28 protein-coding genes, 4 tRNA genes and 1 riboswitch are annotated in these 24,963 nt (G+C 47.5%); of the genes, 11 read left to right on the top strand and 21 right to left on the bottom strand.

Features of this window, described 5'->3' with window-relative positions; genetic code table 11:
• The 9 genes from NLBNIHML_RS24565 to NLBNIHML_RS24525 form a co-directional block, all read right to left on the bottom strand.
• Complete coding sequence (locus NLBNIHML_RS24565; protein WP_494354759.1) at window positions 1–744, bottom strand: type II secretion system F family protein; 744 nt, start codon at window positions 742–744, stop codon at window positions 1–3.
• A gap of 40 nt (window positions 745–784) precedes the next feature.
• Window positions 785–2,089 (bottom strand): TadA family conjugal transfer-associated ATPase, encoded by a 1,305-nt coding sequence (locus tag NLBNIHML_RS24560; protein ID WP_494352987.1) that lies wholly within the window; start codon window positions 2,087–2,089, stop codon window positions 785–787.
• Window positions 2,086–3,303 carry a nucleotide-binding protein gene (locus tag NLBNIHML_RS24555; RefSeq protein WP_339259514.1) on the bottom strand — a complete coding sequence of 406 codons (1,218 nt, stop codon included), beginning with the start codon at window positions 3,301–3,303 and terminating at the stop codon, window positions 2,086–2,088. Before NLBNIHML_RS24555 ends, NLBNIHML_RS24560 begins: the two co-directional genes overlap by 4 nt.
• 160 nt (window positions 3,304–3,463) lie before the next feature.
• Window positions 3,464–3,847, bottom strand: a complete 384-nt coding sequence (locus NLBNIHML_RS24550) for a VOC family protein (protein WP_339240396.1) — start codon at window positions 3,845–3,847, stop codon at window positions 3,464–3,466.
• Between the two features lie 218 nt (window positions 3,848–4,065).
• A complete protein-coding gene (locus NLBNIHML_RS24545; RefSeq protein ID WP_494352986.1) occupies window positions 4,066–4,929 on the bottom strand; it encodes a DUF6612 family protein in 864 nt (287 codons plus the stop codon).
• Between the two features lie 61 nt (window positions 4,930–4,990).
• Window positions 4,991–5,413 carry a thiol-disulfide oxidoreductase DCC family protein gene (locus NLBNIHML_RS24540; protein WP_339240394.1) on the bottom strand — a complete coding sequence of 141 codons (423 nt, stop codon included), beginning with the start codon at window positions 5,411–5,413 and terminating at the stop codon, window positions 4,991–4,993.
• Between the two features lie 180 nt (window positions 5,414–5,593).
• Window positions 5,594–5,872, bottom strand: coding sequence for a hypothetical protein (locus NLBNIHML_RS24535; protein ID WP_253431871.1), 279 nt, complete (start codon window positions 5,870–5,872; stop codon window positions 5,594–5,596).
• A 99-nt stretch (window positions 5,873–5,971) separates the two neighbouring features.
• Complete coding sequence (locus NLBNIHML_RS24530; RefSeq protein ID WP_036610816.1) at window positions 5,972–6,217, bottom strand: zinc ribbon domain-containing protein; 246 nt, start codon at window positions 6,215–6,217, stop codon at window positions 5,972–5,974.
• Between the two features lie 217 nt (window positions 6,218–6,434).
• Window positions 6,435–6,854 carry an organic hydroperoxide resistance protein gene (locus tag NLBNIHML_RS24525; RefSeq protein WP_339240392.1) on the bottom strand — a complete coding sequence of 140 codons (420 nt, stop codon included), beginning with the start codon at window positions 6,852–6,854 and terminating at the stop codon, window positions 6,435–6,437.
• Between the two features lie 419 nt (window positions 6,855–7,273).
• On the opposite strand from NLBNIHML_RS24525, the gene NLBNIHML_RS24520 reads away from it, so the two are divergent.
• The gene (locus NLBNIHML_RS24520; RefSeq protein WP_494354758.1) at window positions 7,274–8,536 is read left to right on the top strand and encodes an Nramp family divalent metal transporter; all 1,263 of its coding nucleotides are present in this window, start codon (window positions 7,274–7,276) and stop codon (window positions 8,534–8,536) included.
• Between the two features lie 135 nt (window positions 8,537–8,671).
• On the opposite strand, the gene NLBNIHML_RS24515 is transcribed toward NLBNIHML_RS24520, so the two are convergent.
• Both NLBNIHML_RS24515 and NLBNIHML_RS24510 read right to left on the bottom strand, forming a co-directional pair.
• Window positions 8,672–9,355: an HAD family hydrolase gene (locus NLBNIHML_RS24515; protein WP_339259509.1), complete on the bottom strand. Its 684-nt coding sequence runs from the start codon at window positions 9,353–9,355 to the stop codon at window positions 8,672–8,674.
• Window positions 9,356–9,684: 329 nt separating this feature from the next.
• Entirely contained in the window at window positions 9,685–10,083 is a 399-nt protein-coding gene (locus NLBNIHML_RS24510) for an HAD family hydrolase (RefSeq protein WP_339240389.1), read from the bottom strand.
• A 115-nt stretch (window positions 10,084–10,198) separates the two neighbouring features.
• Window positions 10,199–10,374, bottom strand: a riboswitch (cyclic di-AMP (ydaO/yuaA leader).
• A 371-nt stretch (window positions 10,375–10,745) separates the two neighbouring features.
• On the opposite strand from NLBNIHML_RS24510, the gene NLBNIHML_RS24505 reads away from it, so the two are divergent.
• Entirely contained in the window at window positions 10,746–11,225 is a 480-nt protein-coding gene (locus NLBNIHML_RS24505; RefSeq protein ID WP_215076520.1) for a glutathione peroxidase, read from the top strand.
• A gap of 147 nt (window positions 11,226–11,372) precedes the next feature.
• Here the strand turns inward: NLBNIHML_RS24505 and NLBNIHML_RS24500 are convergent.
• Window positions 11,373–11,455: transfer RNA gene (locus tag NLBNIHML_RS24500), tRNA-Leu, on the bottom strand.
• Between the two features lie 444 nt (window positions 11,456–11,899).
• Here NLBNIHML_RS24500 and NLBNIHML_RS24495 point away from each other — a divergent pair.
• From NLBNIHML_RS24495 to NLBNIHML_RS24485, 3 genes are all read left to right on the top strand, one after another.
• On the top strand, window positions 11,900–12,601 hold the full coding sequence (locus NLBNIHML_RS24495) for an urease accessory protein UreF (protein ID WP_339240388.1): 702 nt from the start codon (window positions 11,900–11,902) through the stop codon (window positions 12,599–12,601).
• Between the two features lie 270 nt (window positions 12,602–12,871).
• The gene (locus tag NLBNIHML_RS24490) at window positions 12,872–13,087 is read left to right on the top strand and encodes an XRE family transcriptional regulator (RefSeq protein WP_494352985.1); all 216 of its coding nucleotides are present in this window, start codon (window positions 12,872–12,874) and stop codon (window positions 13,085–13,087) included.
• 27 nt (window positions 13,088–13,114) lie between these two features.
• Entirely contained in the window at window positions 13,115–13,750 is a 636-nt protein-coding gene (locus NLBNIHML_RS24485) for a nitrogen regulation protein NR(II) (RefSeq protein ID WP_339240387.1), read from the top strand.
• Between the two features lie 29 nt (window positions 13,751–13,779).
• Here NLBNIHML_RS24485 and urtE read toward each other — a convergent pair whose 3' ends face one another.
• The 5 genes from urtE to urtA form a co-directional block, all read right to left on the bottom strand.
• Window positions 13,780–14,475 (bottom strand): urea ABC transporter ATP-binding subunit UrtE, encoded by a 696-nt coding sequence (gene urtE / locus NLBNIHML_RS24480; RefSeq protein WP_339240386.1) that lies wholly within the window; start codon window positions 14,473–14,475, stop codon window positions 13,780–13,782.
• On the bottom strand, window positions 14,453–15,262 hold the full coding sequence (urtD, locus tag NLBNIHML_RS24475; protein WP_494352984.1) for an urea ABC transporter ATP-binding protein UrtD: 810 nt from the start codon (window positions 15,260–15,262) through the stop codon (window positions 14,453–14,455). Before urtD ends, urtE begins: the two co-directional genes overlap by 23 nt.
• Window positions 15,225–16,316, bottom strand: a complete 1,092-nt coding sequence (gene urtC, locus NLBNIHML_RS24470) for an urea ABC transporter permease subunit UrtC (RefSeq protein ID WP_339240383.1) — start codon at window positions 16,314–16,316, stop codon at window positions 15,225–15,227. Before urtC ends, urtD begins: the two co-directional genes overlap by 38 nt.
• Before the next feature lie 21 nt (window positions 16,317–16,337).
• On the bottom strand, window positions 16,338–17,243 hold the full coding sequence (urtB, locus tag NLBNIHML_RS24465; protein ID WP_342572197.1) for an urea ABC transporter permease subunit UrtB: 906 nt from the start codon (window positions 17,241–17,243) through the stop codon (window positions 16,338–16,340).
• 196 nt (window positions 17,244–17,439) lie between these two features.
• A complete protein-coding gene (urtA, locus tag NLBNIHML_RS24460) occupies window positions 17,440–18,690 on the bottom strand; it encodes an urea ABC transporter substrate-binding protein (RefSeq protein WP_339240381.1) in 1,251 nt (416 codons plus the stop codon).
• Window positions 18,691–18,951: 261 nt separating this feature from the next.
• Between urtA and NLBNIHML_RS24455 the strand changes: the two genes are divergently transcribed.
• From NLBNIHML_RS24455 to NLBNIHML_RS24430, 6 genes are read left to right on the top strand one after another with little or no spacing between them, the layout of a single operon-like run.
• Window positions 18,952–19,254, top strand: a complete 303-nt coding sequence (locus NLBNIHML_RS24455; protein ID WP_253431836.1) for an urease subunit gamma — start codon at window positions 18,952–18,954, stop codon at window positions 19,252–19,254.
• 17 nt (window positions 19,255–19,271) lie between these two features.
• Complete coding sequence (locus tag NLBNIHML_RS24450) at window positions 19,272–19,661, top strand: urease subunit beta (RefSeq protein WP_339240380.1); 390 nt, start codon at window positions 19,272–19,274, stop codon at window positions 19,659–19,661.
• Window positions 19,658–21,376: an urease subunit alpha gene (gene ureC / locus NLBNIHML_RS24445; protein WP_339240379.1), complete on the top strand. Its 1,719-nt coding sequence runs from the start codon at window positions 19,658–19,660 to the stop codon at window positions 21,374–21,376. Before NLBNIHML_RS24450 ends, ureC begins: the two co-directional genes overlap by 4 nt.
• A 33-nt stretch (window positions 21,377–21,409) precedes the next feature.
• A complete protein-coding gene (locus NLBNIHML_RS24440; protein ID WP_494352983.1) occupies window positions 21,410–22,105 on the top strand; it encodes an urease accessory protein UreF in 696 nt (231 codons plus the stop codon).
• A 32-nt stretch (window positions 22,106–22,137) separates the two neighbouring features.
• Window positions 22,138–22,857, top strand: a complete 720-nt coding sequence (ureG, locus tag NLBNIHML_RS24435) for an urease accessory protein UreG (protein ID WP_017690021.1) — start codon at window positions 22,138–22,140, stop codon at window positions 22,855–22,857.
• Window positions 22,751–23,734, top strand: coding sequence for an urease accessory protein UreD (locus NLBNIHML_RS24430; protein ID WP_494352982.1), 984 nt, complete (start codon window positions 22,751–22,753; stop codon window positions 23,732–23,734). The genes ureG and NLBNIHML_RS24430 overlap by 107 nt, the downstream gene beginning before the upstream one ends.
• A 111-nt stretch (window positions 23,735–23,845) precedes the next feature.
• On the opposite strand, the gene NLBNIHML_RS24425 is transcribed toward NLBNIHML_RS24430, so the two are convergent.
• The 4 genes from NLBNIHML_RS24425 to NLBNIHML_RS24410 all read right to left on the bottom strand — a co-directional run bounded on the left by NLBNIHML_RS24425 (window position 23,846) and on the right by NLBNIHML_RS24410 (window position 24,797).
• Window positions 23,846–24,271: a helix-turn-helix domain-containing protein gene (locus NLBNIHML_RS24425; RefSeq protein WP_339240376.1), complete on the bottom strand. Its 426-nt coding sequence runs from the start codon at window positions 24,269–24,271 to the stop codon at window positions 23,846–23,848.
• A 172-nt stretch (window positions 24,272–24,443) separates the two neighbouring features.
• Window positions 24,444–24,526 (bottom strand) — tRNA-Leu (locus NLBNIHML_RS24420).
• Window positions 24,527–24,543: 17 nt separating this feature from the next.
• Window positions 24,544–24,619, bottom strand: a tRNA-Lys gene (locus NLBNIHML_RS24415).
• A gap of 106 nt (window positions 24,620–24,725) precedes the next feature.
• Window positions 24,726–24,797: transfer RNA gene (locus NLBNIHML_RS24410), tRNA-Glu, on the bottom strand.
• Window positions 24,798–24,963 lie beyond the last annotated feature (166 nt).

Here is a 24,963-nt window from a genome sequence, read left to right as displayed (position 1 = left end):
TTATACTTTGATATCCATAATGCGATTAATCCACAGATAACAGCAGGCCAACACTGCAAGTGCACCAGTAGAGACGAGATATCCCATCCCGCTATATAATGGCTCCATAAAGTCCTTGGCGGTCAGATTGAGAAATATCAAAAAAATAAATGGAGCTGCAAACATGACCTTGGATTCAAATTTCTTCTGTGCCACTGCGACCATAATATCCTGCTGAATATCCAGCTTTTCCCCGATAACAGCCGAGGTGCGGCGCACGACTTCAACCAGATCCCCGCCCGTTCGTTTACAAGTAATGAACACATCTGCAAAGTTCGTAATGTCCTCAATCTGTGCCCGATCCGAAAAGTCCTGTAGTGCCTCTTCAATCGGTTGTCCATACTCCATCCGTGTTCGCAATATCGTGAACTCACGAATCAGATCGGTATCTGCTTCCGGGTTCAACATTCGCAGATCCTCTACGGATTCCTTGAATCCATTTTCCACCGATTTTCCGGCGGCAAGTGCCGAAGATAATGCATATAATGCTTGTTTAAAATGTAAACTGAGTGTCATTCTTTTTCGTTCCAGCAGCACTTTAGTCCAATGTTTTGGTACCCATATACAACCTGCAGCCAGGATTGCCCCAGCCAACCAGTGATGGTAGAACAGAATTCCGATGCCAAAAAACAACAGACCGCTAATCAGCATACAGACCATTTGCTGTCTCCGGGAAAGTGTATATACGGTGTAATCCGTCAACATCTGTCTGGCTTCACCCAACAGTAATCACCTTCCAATAACTTTAATTCACGTTGTTATCTGATGAATCCGATTCCATACTATATTGTTCTATGTATCCATCCAGCCATTCTCCGAGCCCAGCCATCTGAATTTTATCCACCTGATTCAACTTTCCAACCTGTATTAGTCCACCAATAATTTTGCCTTCACGCTCTTCTTGCTCCTGGAAACGAAACAGTGGGTTCAGCAAAACCTCACCGTTCTGCATGCCAATCACTTCACTAATCTCTGTCACCCGCCGTGAGCGATCTCGTAGCCGGGACAGATGTACAAAAATATCAATTGCTGAACTAATCTGCTGCCTTACAACCGTAATGGGGAGATCCGCACCACTGAGCACCATCGTTTCCAGTCTGCTAATCATGTCCGAGATGGTATTCGCGTGCCCAGTTGATAAAGATCCATCATGACCTGTGTTCATGGCCTGTAACATATCCAGCGCTTCTGCGCCCCTTACCTCACCAATCACAATCCGATTCGGACGCATCCGTAAGGAAGACTTGATCAGATCCCGAATGGATATCTGCCCCTTGCCTTCGGTATTGGCATTCCGCGTTTCCAGTGACACCAGATTGGGTACCGTAACAATCTGTAACTCAGCCGAATCCTCAATGGTAATAATCCGCTCATCGGCAGGGATAAACTGGGATAGTGCGTTCAGGAAGGTCGTTTTTCCCGATCCGGTCCCCCCTCCAATGAAGATGTTATATTTGCTCCGTACCAATTGCTGCAATAATTCTGCCGCTTCTTCATGCAGGGCTCCCTTTTCAATCAGATCGGACATCTTCATCGGTTCACTGGGGAATTTACGAATCGTCATCGTGGGGCCTTTCAAGGCAATGGGAGGCAACACGATATTGACCCGTGAACCATCCTTTAAACGGGCATCTACGATTGGCGAAGACTCATTCACAATCCGGTTTACACCAGACACAATCATCTGAATAATATCCTCAAGCCGTTCCCTGGACTCAAATTCAAGGGTGATCTGGCTGACTTCACCTTCCTGCTCCACAAAAATCTCCTTGTGACTATTGATCATAATTTCCGTAATATCGGGATGATCCACAAGTGGCTGCAAAATATCCAATCCACGAAAGGAGTCAAACAATCGCTGTACCAGCGTGTGACGCTCTCCTGAGGTCAGATCATCCAGCTTCGGGTCGGTGAGAACTTTGCGTTCTATCCCTTGCCACAGTTCATCATCTCCTGCTGAAGAGGTTAAATCGAGCCCAGCTCTGACTTCCCTGCGCATCATCTGAAACTGTTCTTCACGATCCAGTATTCTATGGGTTGAATCCGTCATAGTGCCCACCGATCCTGCTTCTGAATTCGTCCCGTCTGCTTCAATTCTTCTTCGCCATCTTGTACCAGCATGGCACATAATCTCTTCACTTCACGTTGGAAGATCGGTGAACTAAGCAGGACTTCCTCCTGACTGAGTTGTTTCCAAGAAGGGATATAGGGCAACACTGCATCCAGATGCAGATCAGGGCGTGGAAGTGCATTGATAACATTGTCCCGATATTTGTTAACTACAAAACGTGATCGGTCCATGATACTTTCATACACCTCCGGCTTCGTTCGCTCAGCATGCTGCAACCATTGTCCCCATCGATGCATGGCAGATATATCATCCTCAACCAACCAGACAAATGCATCTGCTGTATCCAGCACCCCTTCACTGCGCCCATCCCAACCTGAGTCCCCATCCAGAATCAGCATGTCATATTGTCCGCTATCGGTTAAATAACGAAGCAGATTCGACGTATCCTCACGAGTCATTTGCAACAATTCTTTACGATTCGATAATGGCCAGAACACATCGGATTTCAATGCTTCATGCCGGACCACATATCCATCCACGTCCTTCGATAGCGCCTGTAACTGCTTGCCGGATTCCTTTCTGCCCACCTTCAGATCGTATAACAGGCGTGACAATCCCGTCTCCGCATCAGGCTGGCGCTGCCCACTTCTAGTTAGTCCCTTTTCCAGAAAAGGGAGCGTACTATCCAACGTCTCCAGATTCAGATAAAGAACAGCATATCCCGCAAGTCCCAGTTGCTTCGCCATATGCAGGGCTACCGCCGTTTTGCCACTTCCACCCGAAGCGGATACTACACCGATGGAGAGAGTTTCTTGTCCCGGAAGATGCACCTTCTTGCGGCGTGGTTGCCGGCAGGCATGCATCACAGCATCCAGCAAAGCAGGCAGAGGTTGGTACTTCAACAGCCGCTTGGCCTCATCCACCTCTTCCATGCCTTCACTAAGCATCAGCCAAGGTACACCTGATCCTTCTCCCCCGTTATTCAGCCAGTCATTCAGAAACTCCGGTTCCGCAATAACCAGATCCGGTAATTCCCGACCTTCTTGCTCATTCATATGCTCCCTGAAGGAATCCCCCTGGGAGAATGCCGTGAAACGAACATGAAAACCAGACGAGCTCCCCTGCACAAAATCCAGCCATGCGCTAATGTAATCTCTATCCTTCGAAACCAGAACAACCTTCAGTACAATCAAATTCCCCTTCCCTCCCTGTCAGAAAGCACAAAAAAGCACCGCCCAATAACCGCATGAATATGCAGTATATGGACGGTGCTTCCGTCACGTGCTATGAATGTATGGATAATATAGCATACAATTTCTGGTGGAGCAAGGGATTTATTCTAACCCTTCATCCTTAGGATTCATAGGGTGAATCGAACTCAATAATGTTACGGTCGGGATCAAGTACAAAAATCTGCGCGAATCCCGCTACACTATCAGGTCTGGCTTCGTACTCAATTCCCTGCTGCTCCAGCCAAGCGATAGTCCCTGAATAACTGGTCACCCAGATCGCAAAGTGGCCGTCCGTTGTATCAATCCCAGCCTCACGTAACGTGTGACCCTCCGGGTGCTGTAACAGATGAAGCTGCTGGCTACCGATGGCATACCATGTACCTGTGGAGCGAAAAGCCGGACGTTCAATCTCCTGCATTCCCAGTAACCCCGAATAGAATTTTTTCGCGACTTCCAGATCTCGTACAGCCAGACTAACATGGTGAATGTGTGCATATTCGATCATCTTTTGTCTCCCCTCTCTGCTTCATTATGACTATACTATAACACCTTGACGCCTGAACATATTCTCTTTTAAAAAGAAAAACACCCCTGCTTGAATCCGGTGAACCTCGTGGCTCACACAGATCTAATTCAGAGGTGCGCGTAAACGGTACACAAGGATGTACGTCCATCGCTTCTTATGTTCTTCAGCATTTCATTTGGGCAGTTGTGCCAGCCAATTTACTTCGCGCTATCCAATGCTTCTTGTGGAATCTTGATCTCTTCCACTTGATCATGGTTGGAGAATGTACTGGTCATCTTCATGTCCATCGTCATTTTCTGTTCATTCTGTTCCATCTCCATGACCATGGTTACATCCGTACCTGCCGGCAAATACGTTTCTTTGTTGATCATGTATTTCATCTTCATGCTGGTGATATTCATCTGATCCAGCATCGCTTGCATCTGGGCATCCGAGCCGTTTTGCTCCATTACGGATTTGGCCAACTCTTTTACATTATCACCGGATACGTCAGCGTTAATCACATAATTGTCGCCTTCTTCAGTTACTTCAGTATCTTCTTGGATCTTTTTGAATTGCTCCAATTCACCTTCCGGATTCATGCTTGCTTTCATCTGCTCAATTAATGCAGCAGTTTGAGCTTCAGGAATCGCAACCCATTGGTCCCCAACTTGGGAGTAGATTTTATCCGAAGTGATATACTGCTTCACGTTCTGAGCTTCCTGTCCCGACATTTCCATTTTCATCTCTTGATAGATCATCATTGGATCTTTGATAATATCCATCTTGAGCGATGTTTTAACCTGTTGATCCTGGGACTGTTCACCCGCATCCAGTTTCAGATTCTGATCAATGTTTGCTTCAGTTGTGAAGCTTTTCATTTCTTTCGTTGCTGCATTGGTTTTGGTAATCAGTTCGTCCAAAGTAGGGATCTTTGTTTCCTGCTCTGCAGGTGTATTGCCCTCGTTGGATGTTTCGTTGTTAGTGGCTGGCGGCGTTGCTGTATTATCTGTGTCGTTACCGCATGCTGCCAAGCTTACTGCTAATAATGCCCCGATAAATAATGTAGTCCACTTCTTCAAGTTGTTGTCCTCCCAAATTAGATATGATCTGTAGTCATTACCCAATTATTTCCGTTATTAATCATAAAAATCGATCTTTGATCTCCGGGGTAGGCAACATGCATGCTTCATCCTTGCCAAACCAGCGATAACGGTTACGAGCAACCCAGTTATAGACTGCATTGCGAATAAATTTCGGTACAATAATGAACACATATAACAATGGATAAGGAAACTTCAGACCTTTAGCCAATCGCAGTGCGGCCGTTGAACGTGTATAGTATTTTCCATTCTCAATCAGAACAAAAGTATCCATACTGTCTGTCGACAGGTTACCCTTTACCAGCAGTTCCTTGGCCACATCCGATTGGAGCGAAGCAAAATGATATTTCCCTTCCGGGTCACGTTTGATAATCCATTTGGTTAAGCCCTGGCAGAAGTGACAGACGCCATCCACCAGTACGATGGGATGTCCCTGATGCACATCCGTTTGATTTGCTGTCATATTGGCTGCCTCCTATTGTTGCGGTTAGAGTAACTTACCCAATCTGAGCCATCTTGTTTCCTAATTCTAAAATTTAATTATAGAGGTGGTTCAAAAAGTCCACTTTTGAACACGCATTGTTAGGAAGTATAAAGAAAAAGAGCGCAGGCATTGTGCCCACGCTCGTATCTTGTCCGACAATTACTCAGCAATTGCCTTTTCCATCCATTGGTCATCGATCATTTGTTGATGCAGGTCACTTGCCCACTGGTCCATACATTTGCAAATGAAATCTTTGCGACATACTGGACAAGGCGTTTTCTGCAGACGGCTGATATTGGTCATCTTCCATTCCGGAGAACGGGAGTAGAATACACGGCATTTTGTACCGTCTACCAAATTCATTTTGAATTCGTACAATCCGTCTTCCTTGTTACCATAAGCTAGTTCTAAATCTGCAATACGCGGTCTATAAGACATGGATATCACCTGTTTAATTCAAATTTGGTTCATGCAATGACACTACTCAGTACTAAGTTATATTAAAGAAAATTCAGTTCAATGTCAACTCGCGCATGTCTACCCGCCAAACAGAATATCCAGAATCGTCCCTACCTGCCCTTGTTTTTTACCTTTCAAAACATCCGGATCAAATACTTCAACATAGCCGCAGGAAGCACAAGCCACGAACAGGTAGTGGTTATGTTGTATATCGAACATCTTGCTCAGGCCTGCTCCTGACATGGAAACTTCCTTAATGTTACAATCCGTGCCCCTGCATTTTGTACATACAAATCGGCGCTCGATCATCTCTTCAATACTCATCTTCGTTCCCCCTTTATGGAATGTGTAGCATGAAGTGGGAGTGCAATTATGTAAAAAGTACGCGATTGGACATCTGATCTCCTGCATCCTGCCCTTATATTATAATCAACACAAAACCCTGCCGATGGCCAGCAGGGCTTTGTACTCAAACGAACGAACATCAGGTATCTGAGATACCCTGCTCTATATGTTCCCCTTTGATTGGGGGAGTCAAATCTTAGACTACGTTTAATACAACATCAATATTGCCACGTGTCGCTTTGGAATATGGACAGAAATCATGTGCCTTGCGAGCCAGCTCTTCTGCTTGACTGTGATCCACACCAGGCATACTCACGTCCAAACGAACAGATAACTGGAAACCGTCATCCGCAGGGTCTTTACCAATGGATACGTTACTTGTAACGACCACATCCTCCAATTTCACGCCTGCTTTGCGTGCTACATTGGCAAGGGCACTTTCATAACATGCTCCATATCCAGCGGCGAAGAGCTGTTCAGGGTTGGTACCTTCACCACCGGAACCTCCAAGCTCTTTGGGCATTTTCAGATCATGTTTAAGCATGCCATCGGAAGAAGTCACCGAACCTGTACGTCCACCTTTAACTGTCGCTACTGCTGTATATAAAGCTTCCATTAAGAATCTCTCCCTTATCCGTATAGTTTTAAATGCCTTCAATTCAATTTAAACTTCTGGCTCAATTTGAAACGCATTTTATATCTTTATCAGCTTTTACATCTTTATTATTTTCATGCATCTTATCCACATATCTGTATTTTTTCCGGGGTTGGGTAATATACAAAAGAGCATTTTCAAATTAGAACATAATTTTTGTGTTAATACATAAAAGTTGCACTAGACAAAAATTATTGAAGGAGTACAATGTAACAATAAACATAAAAATTTAGATATATCTTGAGCGGTTCGTCCCGCATCACTATTCCAAAGAGTCAGGTGATAAACGTATGAGTAAAAAAAATCCATTCAACGCTCCTTCAAGTGAATCATTGTCTACTGCAGGCATAGCCCCTTCACTCGGAGAAGCACATAGTTCCATGAAAGTACCGCAGAATGCGGCATGGTGGAAGAAATTTCTCGCTTTTGTAGGGCCAGGGTATCTCGTGGCCGTAGGTTACATGGACCCCGGCAACTGGGCAACAGATATCGCAGGCGGATCGCAGTTCGGGTATACTTTGTTATCCGTCATCCTGCTCTCGAACATGATGGCCGTTGTACTTCAATCGTTGGCAGGAAAGCTTGGCATCGTCACTGGACGGGATCTGGCCCAAGCCTGCCGCGAACGCTTCAGCATGCCTGTTGTCGTCATGTTATGGATTCTGTGTGAACTGGCCATTGCGGCTACCGATCTGGCTGAGGTCATCGGTTCTGCCATCGCGTTAAAGCTCTTATTTAACATCCCCATGTTGTACGGAGTTATCATCACCGCCGTTGATGTACTCCTGATTCTTGTACTGCAAAACAAAGGCTTCCGCGCCTTGGAAACACTCGTCATCGTGCTGATGGCCACCATTGCCCTCTGCTTCGGGATTGACCTGTTCCTGGCAAAACCGGATATGGGCGGTGTTCTCCATGGTTTTGTCCCAAATGTGGAGATCCTGCAGAACCCTGCCATGCTCTATATTGCCATTGGTATTATAGGAGCAACCGTGATGCCGCATAATCTGTATCTGCATTCTTCCATTGTGCAGACGCGTCAGATCGAACAGACACCACAGGGCAAAAAAGAAGCGATTCGTTATTCGACTATGGACTCTACAATCGCGCTAACACTCGCCTTGTTCATCAATGCGGCCATCCTGATTGTATCAGCTGCTGTATTCCATAGTGCCGGCATGACGCAGGTTGCCGAGATCTCCGATGCCTACCACTTGCTTACACCCCTATTAGGGACTACAATCGCAAGTATTCTGTTCGGTGTGGCGCTGTTAGCATCAGGCCAGAATTCCACCCTTACAGGTACACTCGCAGGGCAGATTGTTATGGAAGGTTTCCTCAACATTCGGATTCCGGCTTGGCTGCGCAGACTGGTCACACGTCTGATCGCCATCATCCCGGCAGTAATTGTCACAGCAATTGCAGGAGAACACGGCACAGAAGAACTGCTCATTTTGAGTCAGGTTGTACTGTCTCTTCAATTACCTTTTGCGGTAATCCCTCTGGTCATGTTCACGAGTGATAAAAAAAGCATGGGTGCATTCGCTAACAAATTGTGGCTCAAAATCATCTCATGGGTCATTGCCGCAATTATCGTTGTGTTGAATGTATATCTGATCATTCAGACGATCCGGTTATTCTAATCTCGTCATATCGACTAAACATCAAAAAGGCTGATCAACTCCGGTATTCAATACCAAGTTGATCAGCCTTTATTATTGCAGTACAGCGAGGTGTTTCTTTTTGTAGTAAAACTCCGAGCTCTAACAAATAATCATCTATTCCTGATCCGGCACCAGTAAAGGCAGGAGTTCATCCAATGAATCCACAGTCCAATCCGCGCGTTCGTCATCCGATCGGTCTGGCTGGAATCTTCCGTACCCCTGCATAATTCGAATCGTACGCATGCCCAGCTTCCGGGCAGGAATGATATCGTTATCAATCCGATCCCCGATCATGACGGCTTCCTCCGGTGCACAACCCGCCTGTTTCAGGGCTACAGCGTACAGCTCTGGATCTGGCTTGGACACCCCTTCTTCAGCCGAGCATGCCAGAACATCAACATACTTTCGCAGTCCGTAACTCTCCAGTCTTTCTTCCGTTCCAGGACTCTGATTGGCGATAATGCCAATGCGATAATACCGCGACAACTGCTGAAGAACGGAATCCGCTGAAGGAAAAGGTCGTTCAAGATCTTTTTTAAACTTCAGCTTGTCCTGAATCTGTTTCTGATGTCCTTCATCTTCAATGAATGTGCGAATTGCCACTCTCATGGGCCATTGTTCATATTTCTGATAACAGTTCGCGAACAATTCACGTACCGCCTCAATCTTCACCGGATACCCCAAAGCACCGGCTTCGCGAACGAACTGTCCGATAATATCATCAACCGGGTCCCATTCATCCACTAGCGTATCTCCAACATCAAAAAACAACCACTTCAATCCACCCACATCCGGCACGCCAATTCCTCCTTGTAAGCCACAGGCAATCTAAAAGTTCGTGTTCAAAAAGTCTGGTTTTCAGTATCGAGAAGATGGAATGAAGCTAGAAATGGAGTAGCGGAGCGTAGGGAAAACTACGTGAGCAACGGACATTTCGGCTGAATTTCATATTCGATGCTGATGATGCCGCTAGGCATCCTTCGTAATCAAAAGCGGACTTTTTGAACTACCTTTAAAACCATAAAAAAGAAGACTCACCATCATGCACGAGTCTCCTCAAATTTCCGTTTATCGATACATTCAATTATAACAGGCACCTTACACCTGAGCAATCTCAAGCTATGACATTACCCATTGAGGAGAAAGCCGACTTCCCCATTGAGTGAATATACAATCCGGTCTGCACCCATTCCCCGATAGATCCCCTTCGGATGGCTTTGCTCCGTAATGACGCATAGGGATTTTGATGTCCACGATCGACAGATCTGTAAATAACGACAGGTCAGATTCAGGCTGTTCTCGAAAATAAACACGTTACCAACGCTTGCCTGCGGCAAAAACCATTTTTGAGCTGCAGCCGTATTCATGCGAATGACATGTTCTACTCCGATTCTACGGAGTCTGCGCTCTTCCCCTGCACTGTTGGTTAGAACGGCAAACGGCATTTTTTTGTACATCAGCAATTTGATAAATTTGCGTCCTGCTTCATTAGGAGCAGTCACTAAGATCATCTCAGTATCCATCATTCGTTCCTCCCTTGGCGTGAAAAGACAACAAAAAAGAAGCGTGGGGGACCAAGGCCTCCCGAACGCTTCTTAAAGAATCCATGGCGAAATCGCCATGAACCAGCGTACGGCTTGTTGCCTCTCCCTTTAACGCTTACGAGGTTAGCTGACGGATTCGGGCGCGAGAGTCGCCCTATTTCCGGCTGTCACCGGAAAATTCACCCCATGAATGCCTACTGTCCTGGACAGCGCATTCCGTTGGTTCCCCCGTTTCCCACTCATGAATGAATGGAAACTCAGCGATTAAAACATCGTTCGTATATCTTAAGTTAAGATTGAGCGATATTATCGTTTGTTTCGTTTTTCAGGTACAATTTAGTTTTAAATTGAAATTACGATATGAATCATACACCCGTGCCATGGCGGTGTAAAGTCCGGACAGATCACCGAATCGGCAGATTTTCGCCATTATTCATATATAATAACGCTTACAATACGGTTATACGCTATCCACCTCGTCAAGGCTATCTAATTCTCACTCTCGCGTAAATCACTTCGCAATTCATTCACGCATTCTGCACAACTTGCCAGTTTTGATTCTTTTAACACCATATTAGTTTTGCATTATTTAATTGTAACCAATATAATGAAAGGTATCAGATGATATCATGGAGGCGATTGAGATGACAGTCTACGATTACAAAGTGAATACCCTTCGCGGTCAAGAAGTTGAAATGTCCGACTACCGTGATAAAGTGTTACTGATTGTGAATACGGCAAGCTCATGCGGACTTACACCTCAATTCAAAGGTCTGCAAGAACTGCAAGACAAGTTCCAGGATGCGCCATTTGAAGTCCTTGGATTTCCAAGCAACCAGTTTGCCCAGGAAAAAGGTTCTTCCGACGATATCGCGGAGTTCTGTCAGATGAATTATGGCGTGAGCTTCCCTATGTTTGAGAAAATTGATGTGAATGGCTCAAGTGCTCACCCGCTCTTCCAACACCTTAGCAAAGAAGCACCCGGCCTGCTCGGCTCCAAAGCAATCAAATGGAATTTCACCAAATTCCTTGTGGATCAGAACGGACAGGTAGTTAAACGTTATGCTCCCAAAACAACACCTGACAAGATTGAAGAAGATATCAAGAACTTGCTGCAAAAATAGTACATCGGCCACCCTTAGCCGGAAGGTAGAGCACCATTACCCCCGGTAATGGATGGCCTTTTTTCAACTTCTGGTACCAGACTGTTCAAAAAGGCAAAAAAAGAAGCTTTCCATTAATGGAAAGCTTCTTCTTCATCGTTCATATGATGCGGTCGAGAGGACTCGAACCTCCACGGGCATACGCCCACTACCCCCTCAAGATAGCGTGTCTGCCATTCCACCACGACCGCATGTCGTAAATAATCGGCAACAGAATTGATTATACAGGGTTCTGAAATAAAAGTAAAGTATTTTTTAAACCTTCTTTTTTAGCTAGGCATTTTCCTCAAAAAACGCATATTCTCGTCATGTTTACCCATGAACTGCATATTATTAGATTTGATCCCCTCTTTTTCGGTAAGAGCCGATCTTGTTGATTCATTTATATATAGTCCTTCCTTATATATAGTCCTCCCTGAACTCCGTCACATAAATAACATAATAAGTTATATAAAATGACACAAATATTAAATATCAGAATCTATTCATTAAATTTAACGGATACTATTGACAAAAAGCGGACGTTTATGGGATGATAACTATCATATAATTCGGATTTTCAAACATAAAGTTAACAAAAAGGAATATAAATGTCATTTAACATGACATTTAACGAACACAGGAGGCGAATGATTGTGAACCGTGGGAATAAGCTGCTCGATTATGTCAAACTGCTTGATTCCTCTATTCAGGTTGGAGGGTTTACCCATTCCTTCGGCATGGATATCCATATCAGGGAGGGTACCATTCGTAATGCTGAAGATCTCGAATCATTCATGCGTTGTCAGTTGCATCCCAGCATTGTTCGTCTTGAAGGCATGGCCATCAAAGGCATCTATACCGCAGCAGATCACAAGGATACATGGCGGATAGCTCTGATCGATAAACTGGTCCATGTTCAGCGAACTCCTGGAGATCTCAGAGAACAAGCTGCCGCCATGGGAAAACGATTGATCAGACTGGCACGCGCTCTGCACCCCTGGATTGATTTTAGCCAGCTCGAACAGATCTTCGCCAAATATGATTCGGTTGGCTGCCTCTCCACTGTTCACGCCTGGATTAACCACCACCTCGACATCCCGGTCGAGGAAGCGGTCCTTGGTTACCTGCATTCAGCCATGAATGCCTGCATAACCAAAGCCTCCAAAGTCATTCCCCTGAATAACGATATAACCAAAGATCTGATGGTACGCCTGGCCTCAGATCTGGAGACTGAATGGAATACCGTAAGCGCCTCGGCTGCGGATGGACTGGCACAGCCAACCTCAATGTCCATGAAATCATTTTTCCCCAGTTTCCATATGCTTGGAGCTGGACTTCATGCCTACAGAGCCTAGTCCTCTTGATCCACAAACCCGCCCCCTTCCCTTCATCAAACAAACTAAAAAACACGCCGGCAACCTCCTTGCCGACGTGTTTTTTGTCATCTTATTTGTTTATTTAACGTATTTACGCCATTTAACATCACAAAATACACTTTTTTCCGTCTTTTTTAATTGTTAGATGACGGATTTACGTATATAATGAAATATACAGCTCGCATTTCTATATATTCTACATGAAGAAAGGGCGACTGAATACTACATTCTAACCAGGGGTGAACCCTTTTGAACAAGAACAAGAACAAGAAAAAACCAGTCACTCCGTTCGGATGGGCCATCAAACGACGGCTAACCGAACTACAAGTGGACCAGAAGACCTTTTGTGAACAGCACGGCATCCCACCCTACCGTTTATCCAATCTCATCCACGGCACACGCAAAGCAACCCGATTCAGGCACATGGTCGCTGATATTTTGGATATTCCAGATGAACTGAGATAAGATTTCTGTCAAAGGAGGGTCCCATCCATGAGACATGTTACATCCGATCTGGAGAGACTGTCGTTCCAGTCCATACGTCACCAACTCATCATCGTTGATCATAATTGGATCATTCACAGTTGTAACCGCGCCTGGCAACAGGGGCTCGGCCAATCACCACCATACCCGGATGCGAATATTAATCATGCACATTACCTGCATCTGACGGAAGCCTGGGCAATACGAAGCAAGAACGCAAACACGGCACTTGTCGCACAGAATTTGAAAGAACGCGGAATACCCTTTAATCGAAATCATACATATGATATCTGCGTGTATACTGTATACAACGAAGAGAGGTGGTTTCGCGTGGAACTCACCCCTCTGTCTCACACGAATACAATTCTGGATACCGATCTAGCTTTGATTGCACACATGGATATTACCGAACAGAGGAAGACAGAACACCAATTGAAGAAGGCATTGTCTGAAGTGCGCACATTGCGTGGACTGCTGCCTATTTGCGCTGTCTGCAAACAAATCAAGGACGAAGAGGAACAGTGGACCTCCGTTGAGAATTATCTGGAGAAGCATACCCACGCCGAATTCACCCATGACATCTGTCCTGAATGCATCCGGCGGTTATATCCGAAATACTCGAATATCCTGGACAAGCGTTCCTGAAACTTAACTACTCAACACGCTAATTAACACTACACGGACAGATGATGTTCAAACTGCGACATATCCAGTTCCTGCGGTGTCCCATGCAGGGTGATGGTTCCTTTGTCCATGATATAGATATAATCGGCGGCACTCCTTACAAAATCAATACTTTGCTCCACCAGCAGAACAGAGAGGTCTCCCTTCGCCTTGAGCTGCAGAATAACCTGCCGAATGTCCTCCACGATAGAAGGCTGGATGCCTTCTGTCGGCTCATCAAGCAGTAACAACCCCGGACGTGAAGCCAATGCCCGGGCGAATGCCAATTGTTGCTGCTGTCCACCACTCAGATCCCCGCCCTGCCGTCCATACATCGTAGCAAGCACCGGGAACATCGCCAGCACATCCTCCGGGAACGTTTTTAATCCCGGAGCACTTGTCTCCAGACCAAGCAACAGGTTTTCTTTCACCGTAAGCTGCGGGAAAATCTCCCGCCCCTGCGGTACATAACCGATCCCTGCCCTTGCCCGCTTGGCTGTGTCCAAGGTGCATAACTCCTGATTTTGCCACTGAATACTGCCCTTGCGTGTTTTGAGCAGCCCCATTAATGTTTTCATCAACGTGGTTTTACCCACACCGTTACGCCCCATCAGACACACCACCTGTCCAGGCTGTACGTCAAGGTTCACACCGCGGAGCACATTGCTCTCCCCGTAGCCGGATTCAATTCGTTGCAGCGACAGCATGGTCATCCCTCCTTTTGCCTAGGTACACTTCTGCCACTTTCGGGTCTGCCTGCACCTCCGCCATCGTACCTTCCTTCAGCAGTTTCCCTTCATGCATTACCGTTACCTTGGATGCGAACTCTCGCACAAACTCCATATCATGCTCCACCACCACAACTGAGCGTTCACGCGCAATCTCTTGCAGGAGTCGCCCTGTCTTGTGCGTTTCTTCATCCGTCATGCCTGCGGCTGGTTCGTCCAGCAACAACACACGTGGCTCCTGCAGAAGCAACATGCCGATCTCCAGCCACTGCTTCTCCCCATGCGATAACGCTCCTGCACGAGTCTCAACGCGATCTTGCAGACCAATCTGGAGGGTAACACGCTCCATGGCAGCACTCATTTCCCCATATCGACGAATACCAATGGCTTGCAAAGGGGAACGTCGAGTCTCCGCCGCCAGCGTCAGATTTTCCTGCACCGTCAGACCCGCGAAGATTGATGGCGCCTGAAATTTGCGTCCTACACCTTTGCGAACAATCTGGTGTTCTCTCAGTTTCGTCAAGTCCGTGCCATCCCCCATCTTCACCGAGCCGGACAACGGTTTGGTTTTACCACAGATCACATCCAGCATCGTCGTTTTCCCTGCACCATTCGGTCCAATCAGAAAATGCAGATCATGCTCATGCAGCTTCAGATTCATGCCTTTGACAGCAACGAACCCGCCAAAGGCCACTGTAATATCCTCAGCTACAAGGACTGCCGAATCCTTAGTAGACTTCAGGTTTTTCCCGTGTGACTTGGACATGCGCACTCTCTCCTCTCCGCTTCAGCAAGCGAACAACATGACGATACACACCCACAATACCGTTCGGCATGAACAAAACTACCGTTACAAAGAGCCCACCAATGACAAACAACCATCCTTCAGGGTAAGCCTCGCTTATACCTGTTTTGGCTGCATTCAGTACCACCGCTCCGATGACCGCACCGATAAGCGTACCGCGACCACCCAACGCAACCCACAGAACCATCTCAATGGAGGGCACAATCCCCATCATGGATGGCGAGATAATACCGACTTGAAGAACAAACAACATGCCCGCGATGCCTGCAAGCGCACCAGAAAAAGCAAAAGCCAGCGTTTTATATCCTGCCGGATCATATCCGAGGAATCGCACCCGATTTTCTCCATCACGCGCAGCTTCGAGCACTTGGCCGAACCGACTGTTCACCATTCGACGACAGAGCACATAAGCAATCACCAGAACAGCAAGGGTTATATAGTAGAGAGCAATTGTTGTTCCAGCGGAATGAAGTGTAAAACCAAAGATTGAATTATATCCGGTAATGCCATTCGTCCCACCCGTCCATTCCTGTTTACCAACAAATAATGTCACCGTAATGAGAACCAAGGCTTGTGTAAGAATAGTGAAGTATACACCAGTGATCCGGTTACGGAACGTAAACCACCCCAGAGCAAAGGCGAGCAATGCCGGAAGGGCTATCCCCAATAGGAGGGCCACGGGGAAAGAGCGAAATGGTTCCCAGAACCAGGGCAGACCACTGAGACCGCTCCATCCCATGAAGTCAGGAAGCGTTGCTCCACTGGCCTGGATCTTCAGATACATTGCCATCGCGTAACCACCCAGTCCAAAGAACACACCGTGCCCTAAACTCAGCACACCCCCATATCCCCAGATCAGATCGAGACCAATGGCCAGGATCGCCAGCGCCAAAAACTTGGCTAACAGACTCAGACGAAACTCCGTGGAGATCAGTGGAGCAAGACACATCATGATGAGCACAACCGCCCAGATGATCCTCATTTTCAGACTGCCAGTCTTGAGTAATGCCGACATGAACTAACCCCCTTCTTCACGTTAATCGAGACTCCGTGTACGCATTGCAACCAGGCCACGTGGTTTCCATTGCAGAAAAGCAACGATACACACAAATACCAGCACCTTGCCAATGGAGGCAGAGGTATACGTTTCGAACAGCGTGTTGAACATACCAATTCCCAGTGCACCACACACGGTTCCGACCAATTTCCCTACGCCACCCAGAACAACGACCATGAATGCATCCACAATATAATACGTGCCAAGGGAAGGGCCAATCGGACCAATGAGCGTTAATGCACAGCCAGCAATACCCGCGATGCCCGAACCAATGGCAAAGGTCATGCCATCCACCCGCCGAGTCGAAATTCCAAGGCATCCTGCCATACTCCGATTCTGCATCACAGCTCTCATTCGTCTTCCGGATGATGTTCGATAGATATAGAGATACATACACAACAGCACAACCGCAACCAATGCGATAATGAAAATTCGCTTGTACGGAAATACAATGCCATCCGAGATCGCCAATCCCCCATTGAGCCAAGCCGGACTGGATACCCCCACATTCGGCGCTCCGAATATCGTGCGGGCCAGCTGTTGCAGCATCATCCCTACGCCCCATGTCGCAAGCAGACTGTCCAGCGGCCTACCATATAGATGCCTGATCAGTACGACTTCTAGCAACCAGCCAATCAGAGCAGCTACAATGAACGCAATCGGCAAAGCCACAACAAAGTAGGCACCAAACCACGCCGCTGGAGCATAGGACATGAACAGATTTTGTGTTACATACGTTGCATATGCACCGATCATGATCAGTTCACCGTGAGCCATATTGATGACATTCATCAACCCAAACGTTACCGCCAGACCGAGTGCAATCAACAATAGAATTGAACTGATACTCAGACCATTGAACACCTGCAGGATAAACATATCCATCGTGATCCCCTCCTCCATACCGTGACTCTCGCTAATGCGCATGATTTCAATCCGTCTCAGTCACTACACATCCAATACATACACTCATCACATCAACGCTTTACCGCGATACGGTTAGAGGATGTGTTGTCACACCCTCGTTTCTGTTTCGGCTGCTTTGAAGCGAGTTATCTATGTTTATTACGGGGTTTCTATGTTATTTGGCGCTAAGGGAAGCTCCCCATTCATACGTTTTCAGATAAGGGTCCGGCTTGACAGGCGCACCAGAATTCCACAATTCCTTGAACTGTCCATCTTCCTGTACCTCACCGATCCGTACGGTTTTGTAGATATGCTGATTCTCTCCATCCACAGTCACCTTACCTTCCGGTGCATCAAACTCCAGACCCTTCGCAGCTGCCTTAACCTTCTCCACGTCGGTTGATCCTGCTTTTTCCACCGCTGCCTTCCAGAGATAAACTGCCACATATCCCGCTTCAATCGGATCTGCTGTCACCCGATCAGCACCGTATTTTTCTTTGTACTTGGCAACAAATGTGGCATTTTCAGGTGTATCCGTTGTCTGATAATAATTCCACGAAGCGAGATGCCCCTTCAATACGTCTGCGCCAATACCACGGATTTCTTCCTCCGCTACACTTACCGACAGGGTTGTCATCTGATCCGATGAGATTCCTGCGTCCTTCAATTGTTTGAAGAAGGCCACATTGCTATCCCCGTTCAGTGTATTGTATACAATATCCGGCTTCGCAGCCTTGATTTTGCTAATGATGGTACTGTAATCGGTATGTCCCAGCGGTGTATATTCCTCACCCACCACTTCGCCGCCTTCTGCTGCGAGTTGTGCCTTAATGACCTGATTGGCCGTTTTCGGAAAAACATAATCTGAACCGAGCAGATAAAACGTCTTGCCCCTGTTCTCCAGTAACCAAGTTACGGATGGAACGATCTGCTGATTGGTTGTTGCTCCTGTATAAAAAATATTTGGCGACGATTCCAATCCTTCATATTGCACGGGGTAAAACAATAGACCTTTGTTCTGTTCGAACACCGGGAGCATAGCCTTCCGACTTGCAGAGGTCCAACCGCCAAATACAGCAGCGACCTTATCTTGTTGCAGCAGCTTTCCAGCCTTCTCCGCAAAAGTAGGCCAATCCGAAGCGCCATCCTCAATTACTGGCTCGATCTGCTTACCCAAAACTCCGCCCGCGGCGTTAATCTCTTCAATAGCAAGCATCTCGGCATCTTTAACAGATACCTCACTGATTGCCATCGTTCCGCTGAGGGAGTGAAGAATACCAACTTTAATCGTATCACTGGATGCAGCCGGCTCTCCTGTACCACCCGAACCTGAAGCTTCAGGCGGCGCAGCACCCTCCACACATCCCGTCATGACAATGACCGCACCTAGCAAAACACTCCATAATTTGACCGACCTCTTCTTCAATAGCCTACACTCCCTTTTTTTAGTCTATTGCCGAACATTAAGGTCATTTACACCCGAAATGTTCGTTGATCCAAATTATGGAGTGTTACACTCTTCATGTCAATATAGCTTACATAATTTTATTTCATGCCTACTCATTTCATGCATGCTGCTAATAAGCTTTGAAGCTTATTGACAAAGGATTCACCCTGTGTGAGTATATTTAACATATAACATGATTCATGAACATATCAGACATTATAAGCGAAAGGTCGGATTGCCTTGCACTGGACTGAACAGGAAAAGGAAAAACTCCTGATTACCGTGGCCGCTAACCTCGCCCGCGAACGAAGAGCACGCGGACTTAAGTTAAATGTTCCCGAAGCCATCGCTTTATTGACCTCCGAACTCATGGAACGGGCACGGGATGGAATGAGTGTTGCCGATTTAATGAGACACGGAGGCACCATCCTGACACGCGAAGACTGTATGGATGGCGTTCCTGATATGATCCCTGAAGTACAGGTAGAAGCCACATTTCCTGACGGTACCAAACTGGTTACTGTACATGAACCTATACGCTGAGAAAGGCAGGAGAAACCATGATTCCTGGTGAATATCGCTTGAAGCCAGATGACGATATCATCTGTCATCCGGATCGCCCAACTCTACGCCTGATTGTCTTGAACCGCGGCGACCGTCCCGTCCAAGTCGGCTCTCACGTTCACTTCTATGAAGTTAATGCCGCACTGGACTTTGATCGCACGTCAGCTTTTGGACATCGTCTGCATATTCCGGCAGGCACCGCCGTCCGTTTCGAACCCGGTGAAGAGAAACCCGTCGAACTCACGACTTTTGGCGGCAAACGCCAGATTCACGGATTCAATGGATTAACGGAAGGCTCAGCGGATCAACAACCCGATCCACAGAAACTGGAGGCATTCCTGAAGACGTTCTCCCCTCCCATACAGGATAGAGGTGAGCCTTCATGAAACGAATGAGTCGCGAGCAATATGCTTCGATGTTCGGACCCACAACCGGTGATGCCGTAAGACTCGCAGATACCGAACTATGGGCAGAGATCGAACATGACTATGCTGTGTACGGAGATGAGAGCAAGTTCGGGGGTGGCAAAGTCATCCGCGACGGGATGGGCCAGTCCACCTCTGCCCTGCGCAGTGACGGTACTCCTGATACCGTTATTACCAACGCCATCATCATTGATCATTGGGGCATTGTAAAAGCGGATATCGGTATTCGGGATGGTCATATCTGCGCCATTGGCAAATCCGGTAATCCGGATACAATGGATGGGGTTCACCCCGCGCTGGTCATCGGCGCTTCCACCGAAATCATTGCTGGTGAAGGCATGATTGTAACCGCTGGCGGCATTGATACCCATATTCATTTCATCTGTCCACAACAGATTCAGACTGCATTATCCTCCGGGGTAACAACCATGATTGGCGGCGGAACAGGACCAGCAACAGGAACCAAAGCCACCACCTGCACACCAGGGGCCTGGCACATTCACCGGATGCTGGAGTCCGCAGAAGCTTTTCCCATGAACATCGGTTACCTCGGCAAAGGCAACAGCTCCAGTACCGCACCTTTAATCGAACAGATTGAAGCGGGTGTAATCGGTCTGAAGCTGCACGAGGATTGGGGTACTACTCCGAGCGCTATCGATGCCTGCCTGACTGCCGCCGGTGAACATGATGTTCAAGTCGCTATTCATACCGATACACTGAACGAAACCGGATTTCTCGAAAACACACTGGCCGCGATCAATGGCCGGACAATCCACACGTACCATACGGAAGGCGCTGGTGGCGGACATGCACCGGACATTATTCGGGCCGCTGGGGAGTCCTACGTTATCCCCTCATCCACCAACCCAACACGGCCGTACACACGCAACACTGTAGAAGAGCACCTGGATATGTTGATGGTGTGCCATCACCTGGACCCTTCCATCCCGGAAGATGTCGCTTTTGCAGATTCGCGGATTCGTCCCGAAACCATTGCGGCCGAAGACATTTTGCATGATCTTGGCGTGTTCAGCATCATCAGTTCCGATTCACAGGCCATGGGCCGAGTGGGCGAAGTCATTATACGCACTTGGCAGACAGCCGACAAGATGAAGAAACAGCGCGGCAAACTTGAACTCAACCCAGACTCACCTTCCGATAACGATCGGATCAAGCGATATGTCGCCAAATACACCATCAATCCGGCGATCGCCCATGGAATCGGACATCTCGTCGGTTCGGTGGAAGTCGGCAAGCTGGCCGATCTAACCATATGGAAACCGGCCTACTTTGGTGTAAAACCCGAGATTGTCATCAAGGGTGGCATGATTACATTCGCCCAGATGGGTGATCCCAATGCATCCATCCCGACCCCTCAGCCGGTATTTGGCAGACCGATGTTCGGAGCCTATGGAAGCGCCATTGCCAGCGGATCGATCACCTTTGTCTCCCAAGCCGCAGCAGATGCGGGAATCAAAGAGACATTAGGGCTGAAAAAGCGGGTTGAACCTGTTAAAGGCTGCCGCTCGGTAAGCAAAAAAGACATGATCCACAATGACGTCACCCCTGTCATTGAGGTCGATCCCGAAACCTATGAGGTACGCGCCGACGGCGAACTGCTCACCTGTGAACCCGCAGACGAGTTGCCTATGGCACAGCGCTACTTTATGTTTTGATCTGAATACGGATTAGCTGATAAGGGGGCACTCATGATGAATAGTGGTACGAAGCTGCTCCGTTACGTTCAGCTGTTGGATTCAGCCCTGCCCATCGGCGGATTCTCCCATTCCTTCGGTCTGGAGGCTTATACACATGATGGCACGGTACAAAATACTGCGCAGCTCGAACAGTTTATTCGCAGTCAGCTTCATTCCAGTCTTGTAAGACTAGATGGTCTTGCCATCAAAGGCGTCTATCAGGCAATACATCAGCAGGATGCCGCTCTACTTGCCCTGTATGACAAACGTGTCCACGCCCAGCGCTCCCCTCGGGAACTCAGGGAAAGCGGCCACAAAATGGGAAAGCGACTACTCAAGTTGGCCCGTTCACTCTATCCTTGGATGGACTTCACCCTGATTGATGAGGCCATACGGGAACACGACGCGTATTGCGGTATTACGACCATTCACGGTTATATCAACTATCAATTGGAGATTGCATTGGATGAAGCCGTTACCGGGCATCTGTATACCTCAGTTAACGCTTATGTGAACAGCGCACTTCGCCTTCTGCCCATCGGTCAAACCGAGGCGCAGATGTTGATTCAGAAGCTGCTCGATGATATCGAAGCAGAATGGGCACTCATTCGGGAAAATGACCCGGAAGATATGCACAGCTTCGGAATCGCCCAGGAAATCTATGCTATGCGGCACGAGACCTTACCCGCACGGCTGTTTATGTCTTAACTACAACTTTATCTAACTTAGGAGGAATTGTTATGTGTGGAGGAGCTAATCATACGCATCATCCGGAGTGGGAACGTAAGGCATTTGATCGGAGTCGTCCGATGCGAATTGGCATTGGCGGACCGGTAGGTTCAGGCAAAACAGCCCTTGTCGAGAAGCTGTCCAAGGCACTGCGTACACGTTATAGCCTTGCTGTCATCACCAATGACATTTATACGAAGGAAGATGCCGAGATCTTGCTGCGTCAGAATGCACTGGCACCAGAGCGTATTATCGGTGTAGAGACAGGCGGATGCCCGCACACGGCTATTCGTGAGGATGCTTCCATGAATTTCGAAGCAGTTGACGAGTTGATTGAACGTTTCCCGGATCTGCAACTGATCTTTATCGAGAGCGGTGGTGACAATCTCTCCGCTGCATTCAGTCCAGAACTCGCTGATGTATTCATCTACATTATCGACGTTGCCCAAGGAGAGAAACTCCCGCGCAAAGGCGGACCTGGCATCACGCGTTCAGACCTGCTGTTGATCAACAAAACCGACCTCGCCCCTTACGTTGGAGCAAGCCTGGAAGTGATGAAAAATGATACCGAGCGGGTACGCGAAGGCCGCCCTTATGTCATGTCTAATCTAATGAGCGGTGAAGGTGTATCCGAGATCGTCCACTGGCTCGAACATCAATACATGGATGACGATGCTTCCGCTGCACATCTGCATTCACACAGCCATGAACATGGCACTCACTCACATTAATTCACCTTCTGTGCCCACCGGGACAGGAGTGAATCGGAACGAAAGTACAGGTGAGCCTGTCACGCGCCGCAGCGAGCTTCGGGCCACCTTTGCCTTTCAAGGCGAGCGGACGGTTATGACCGATCGTTATTACAGCGCCCCTCTCCGGTTTAGCCGATCCTTTCGGCCTCCCGGAGGCGGAACCGAGTTATGCGTGTACACATCAGACGTCTCTCCCGGAGTCCTTAACGGGGATCATTATCATTCCGAGTGGGAATTAGGTGAAGGCACACATGTCATGCTGAGCAGCACATCAGCGACCAGACTTCATCCCACACCTTCCATTCCCTCATCCGTTAATCATCACTTTCTGTTGGGAAAAGGAGCTACGCTGGAATACTTCCCGGAATGCGTCATTCCCTTCAAAGGGAGTTCTTCTTCACTCGCAGTAACCTTTGAGCTGGATGAACAGGCCATTCTTGCCTATGCAGATATCTGGTCTGCCGGACGGATTCACCGGGGAGAAGCATTCCAGTTCGAACGCTACCGCAGCTTGACGGAGATATGGCAAGGTAAGCAACTGGCTGTCTGGGATCGTTTCGGACTCGAACCGGCAACCGATGACCCCAAACACTCAGCATCTCTCCTTCACTACACACATACCGCTGCATTGTGGATAATCGCTCCGGGGCTTGGCACTGCGGAGTTGGAACAAGTCAGATCCGCGCTGCCACCCGATGGACGGATGCTCGCAGGTGCAAGTTTACTGGCAACGGGAGGCATCGGCGTTCGAATCCTTGGCATGGCCGCTTGGGAGCTTCAGGAACAGTGCCTTCAGATCTGGAACACACTCCGCCCCCAACTGCTAGGCAAAGAAACTCTTGTCTTTCGTAAATAAGGGCATGAAACATGCATGGTTAATACAAAAAACCTCTGAACTATCTCCGAGTATGTTCGGATTAGTCCAGAGGTTTTTGTTCATTCAGTCTATGGATGCTGCTCATATCAGTTACGCTTCGTTCTCTTCAGAATTAATCTCTGATCTGTTCTCAGACTTATAACGATAGTCTCCTGCGTCTTTGCTTTCCTTGGATTTGCGGTAACGGGTGAATTCAATATATTCGCTGATAAAAGACTGTTCCACAGTCGATAATTCACTTTCCTGGCAATTCAATTGCCGCAAAACGTCAAAAAAATAATCCTCCCGTTTTTCCCGAACCATCGCTTCCTTCGATGGACGACCAATCATGAGCCAGTCAAGGCTCACATCAAAAAACGAAGCAATCTCAATTAATTTATTCGTACTCGGAATAGACTTGCCACGTTTCCAGTCACCCAGATTGCCTGTGCTAATCTTCAGCTGTTGGCAGAAAGCCTTCTTGGTCATTCCTCGTTCGGCAATCAGGTGTTCAATTCGCTCATAGATCGACTGCATACAAGAACCGCCTTCCAACCGTAATAATCAACTCATCTGCTTGAATTATACCACATTATTCCTGAATGCTCAGCCTTTATATACCTGGAACAAGATAAGGTATAGCGTATAACACAAAGATAGACTTCCATGAATGATCATGAAAGTCTATCTTATAACGTTGTTGCTGTGATGCGGTCGAGAGGACTCGAACCTCCACGGGTATACACCCACTACCCCCTCAAGATAGCGTGTCTGCCATTCCACCACGACCGCATATTCAATTGTAAAAATGGTGAGCCATGAAGGGCTCGAACCTTCGACACCCTGATTAAAAGTCAGGTGCTCTACCAACTGAGCTAATGGCTCTTGCTGTAAACTTCACCGGATGTGCCATGCTTCATTCTTGTTTATAAGAGCATTGACTTTGAGGATTTCTCATCGAAAATATAAATCTCATGAGGTGGTGAAGATATGACCCGTAGGGGATTCGAACCCCTGTTACCTCCGTGAAAGGGAGGTGTCTTAACCCCTTGACCAACGGGCCTTAATAACAAGTTGTCTTTCTTGGCGACAAGAATGAGTATACCACAGGACAATTTAAACTTGCAATACTTTTTTTAAAATTTATTTTTCAGGCTTTTTTGTCCATTTCAAACTGTTCTTCATAGAGCATTTTAGTCGCCCTCCACATGCACGCCAATGTCACACCT

The sequence above is a fragment of the Paenibacillus sp. JNU01 genome (assembly GCF_059130585.1).
Note: the sequence above shows the minus strand (reverse complement) of the source record. Positions and strands in the feature narration are given on the sequence as shown.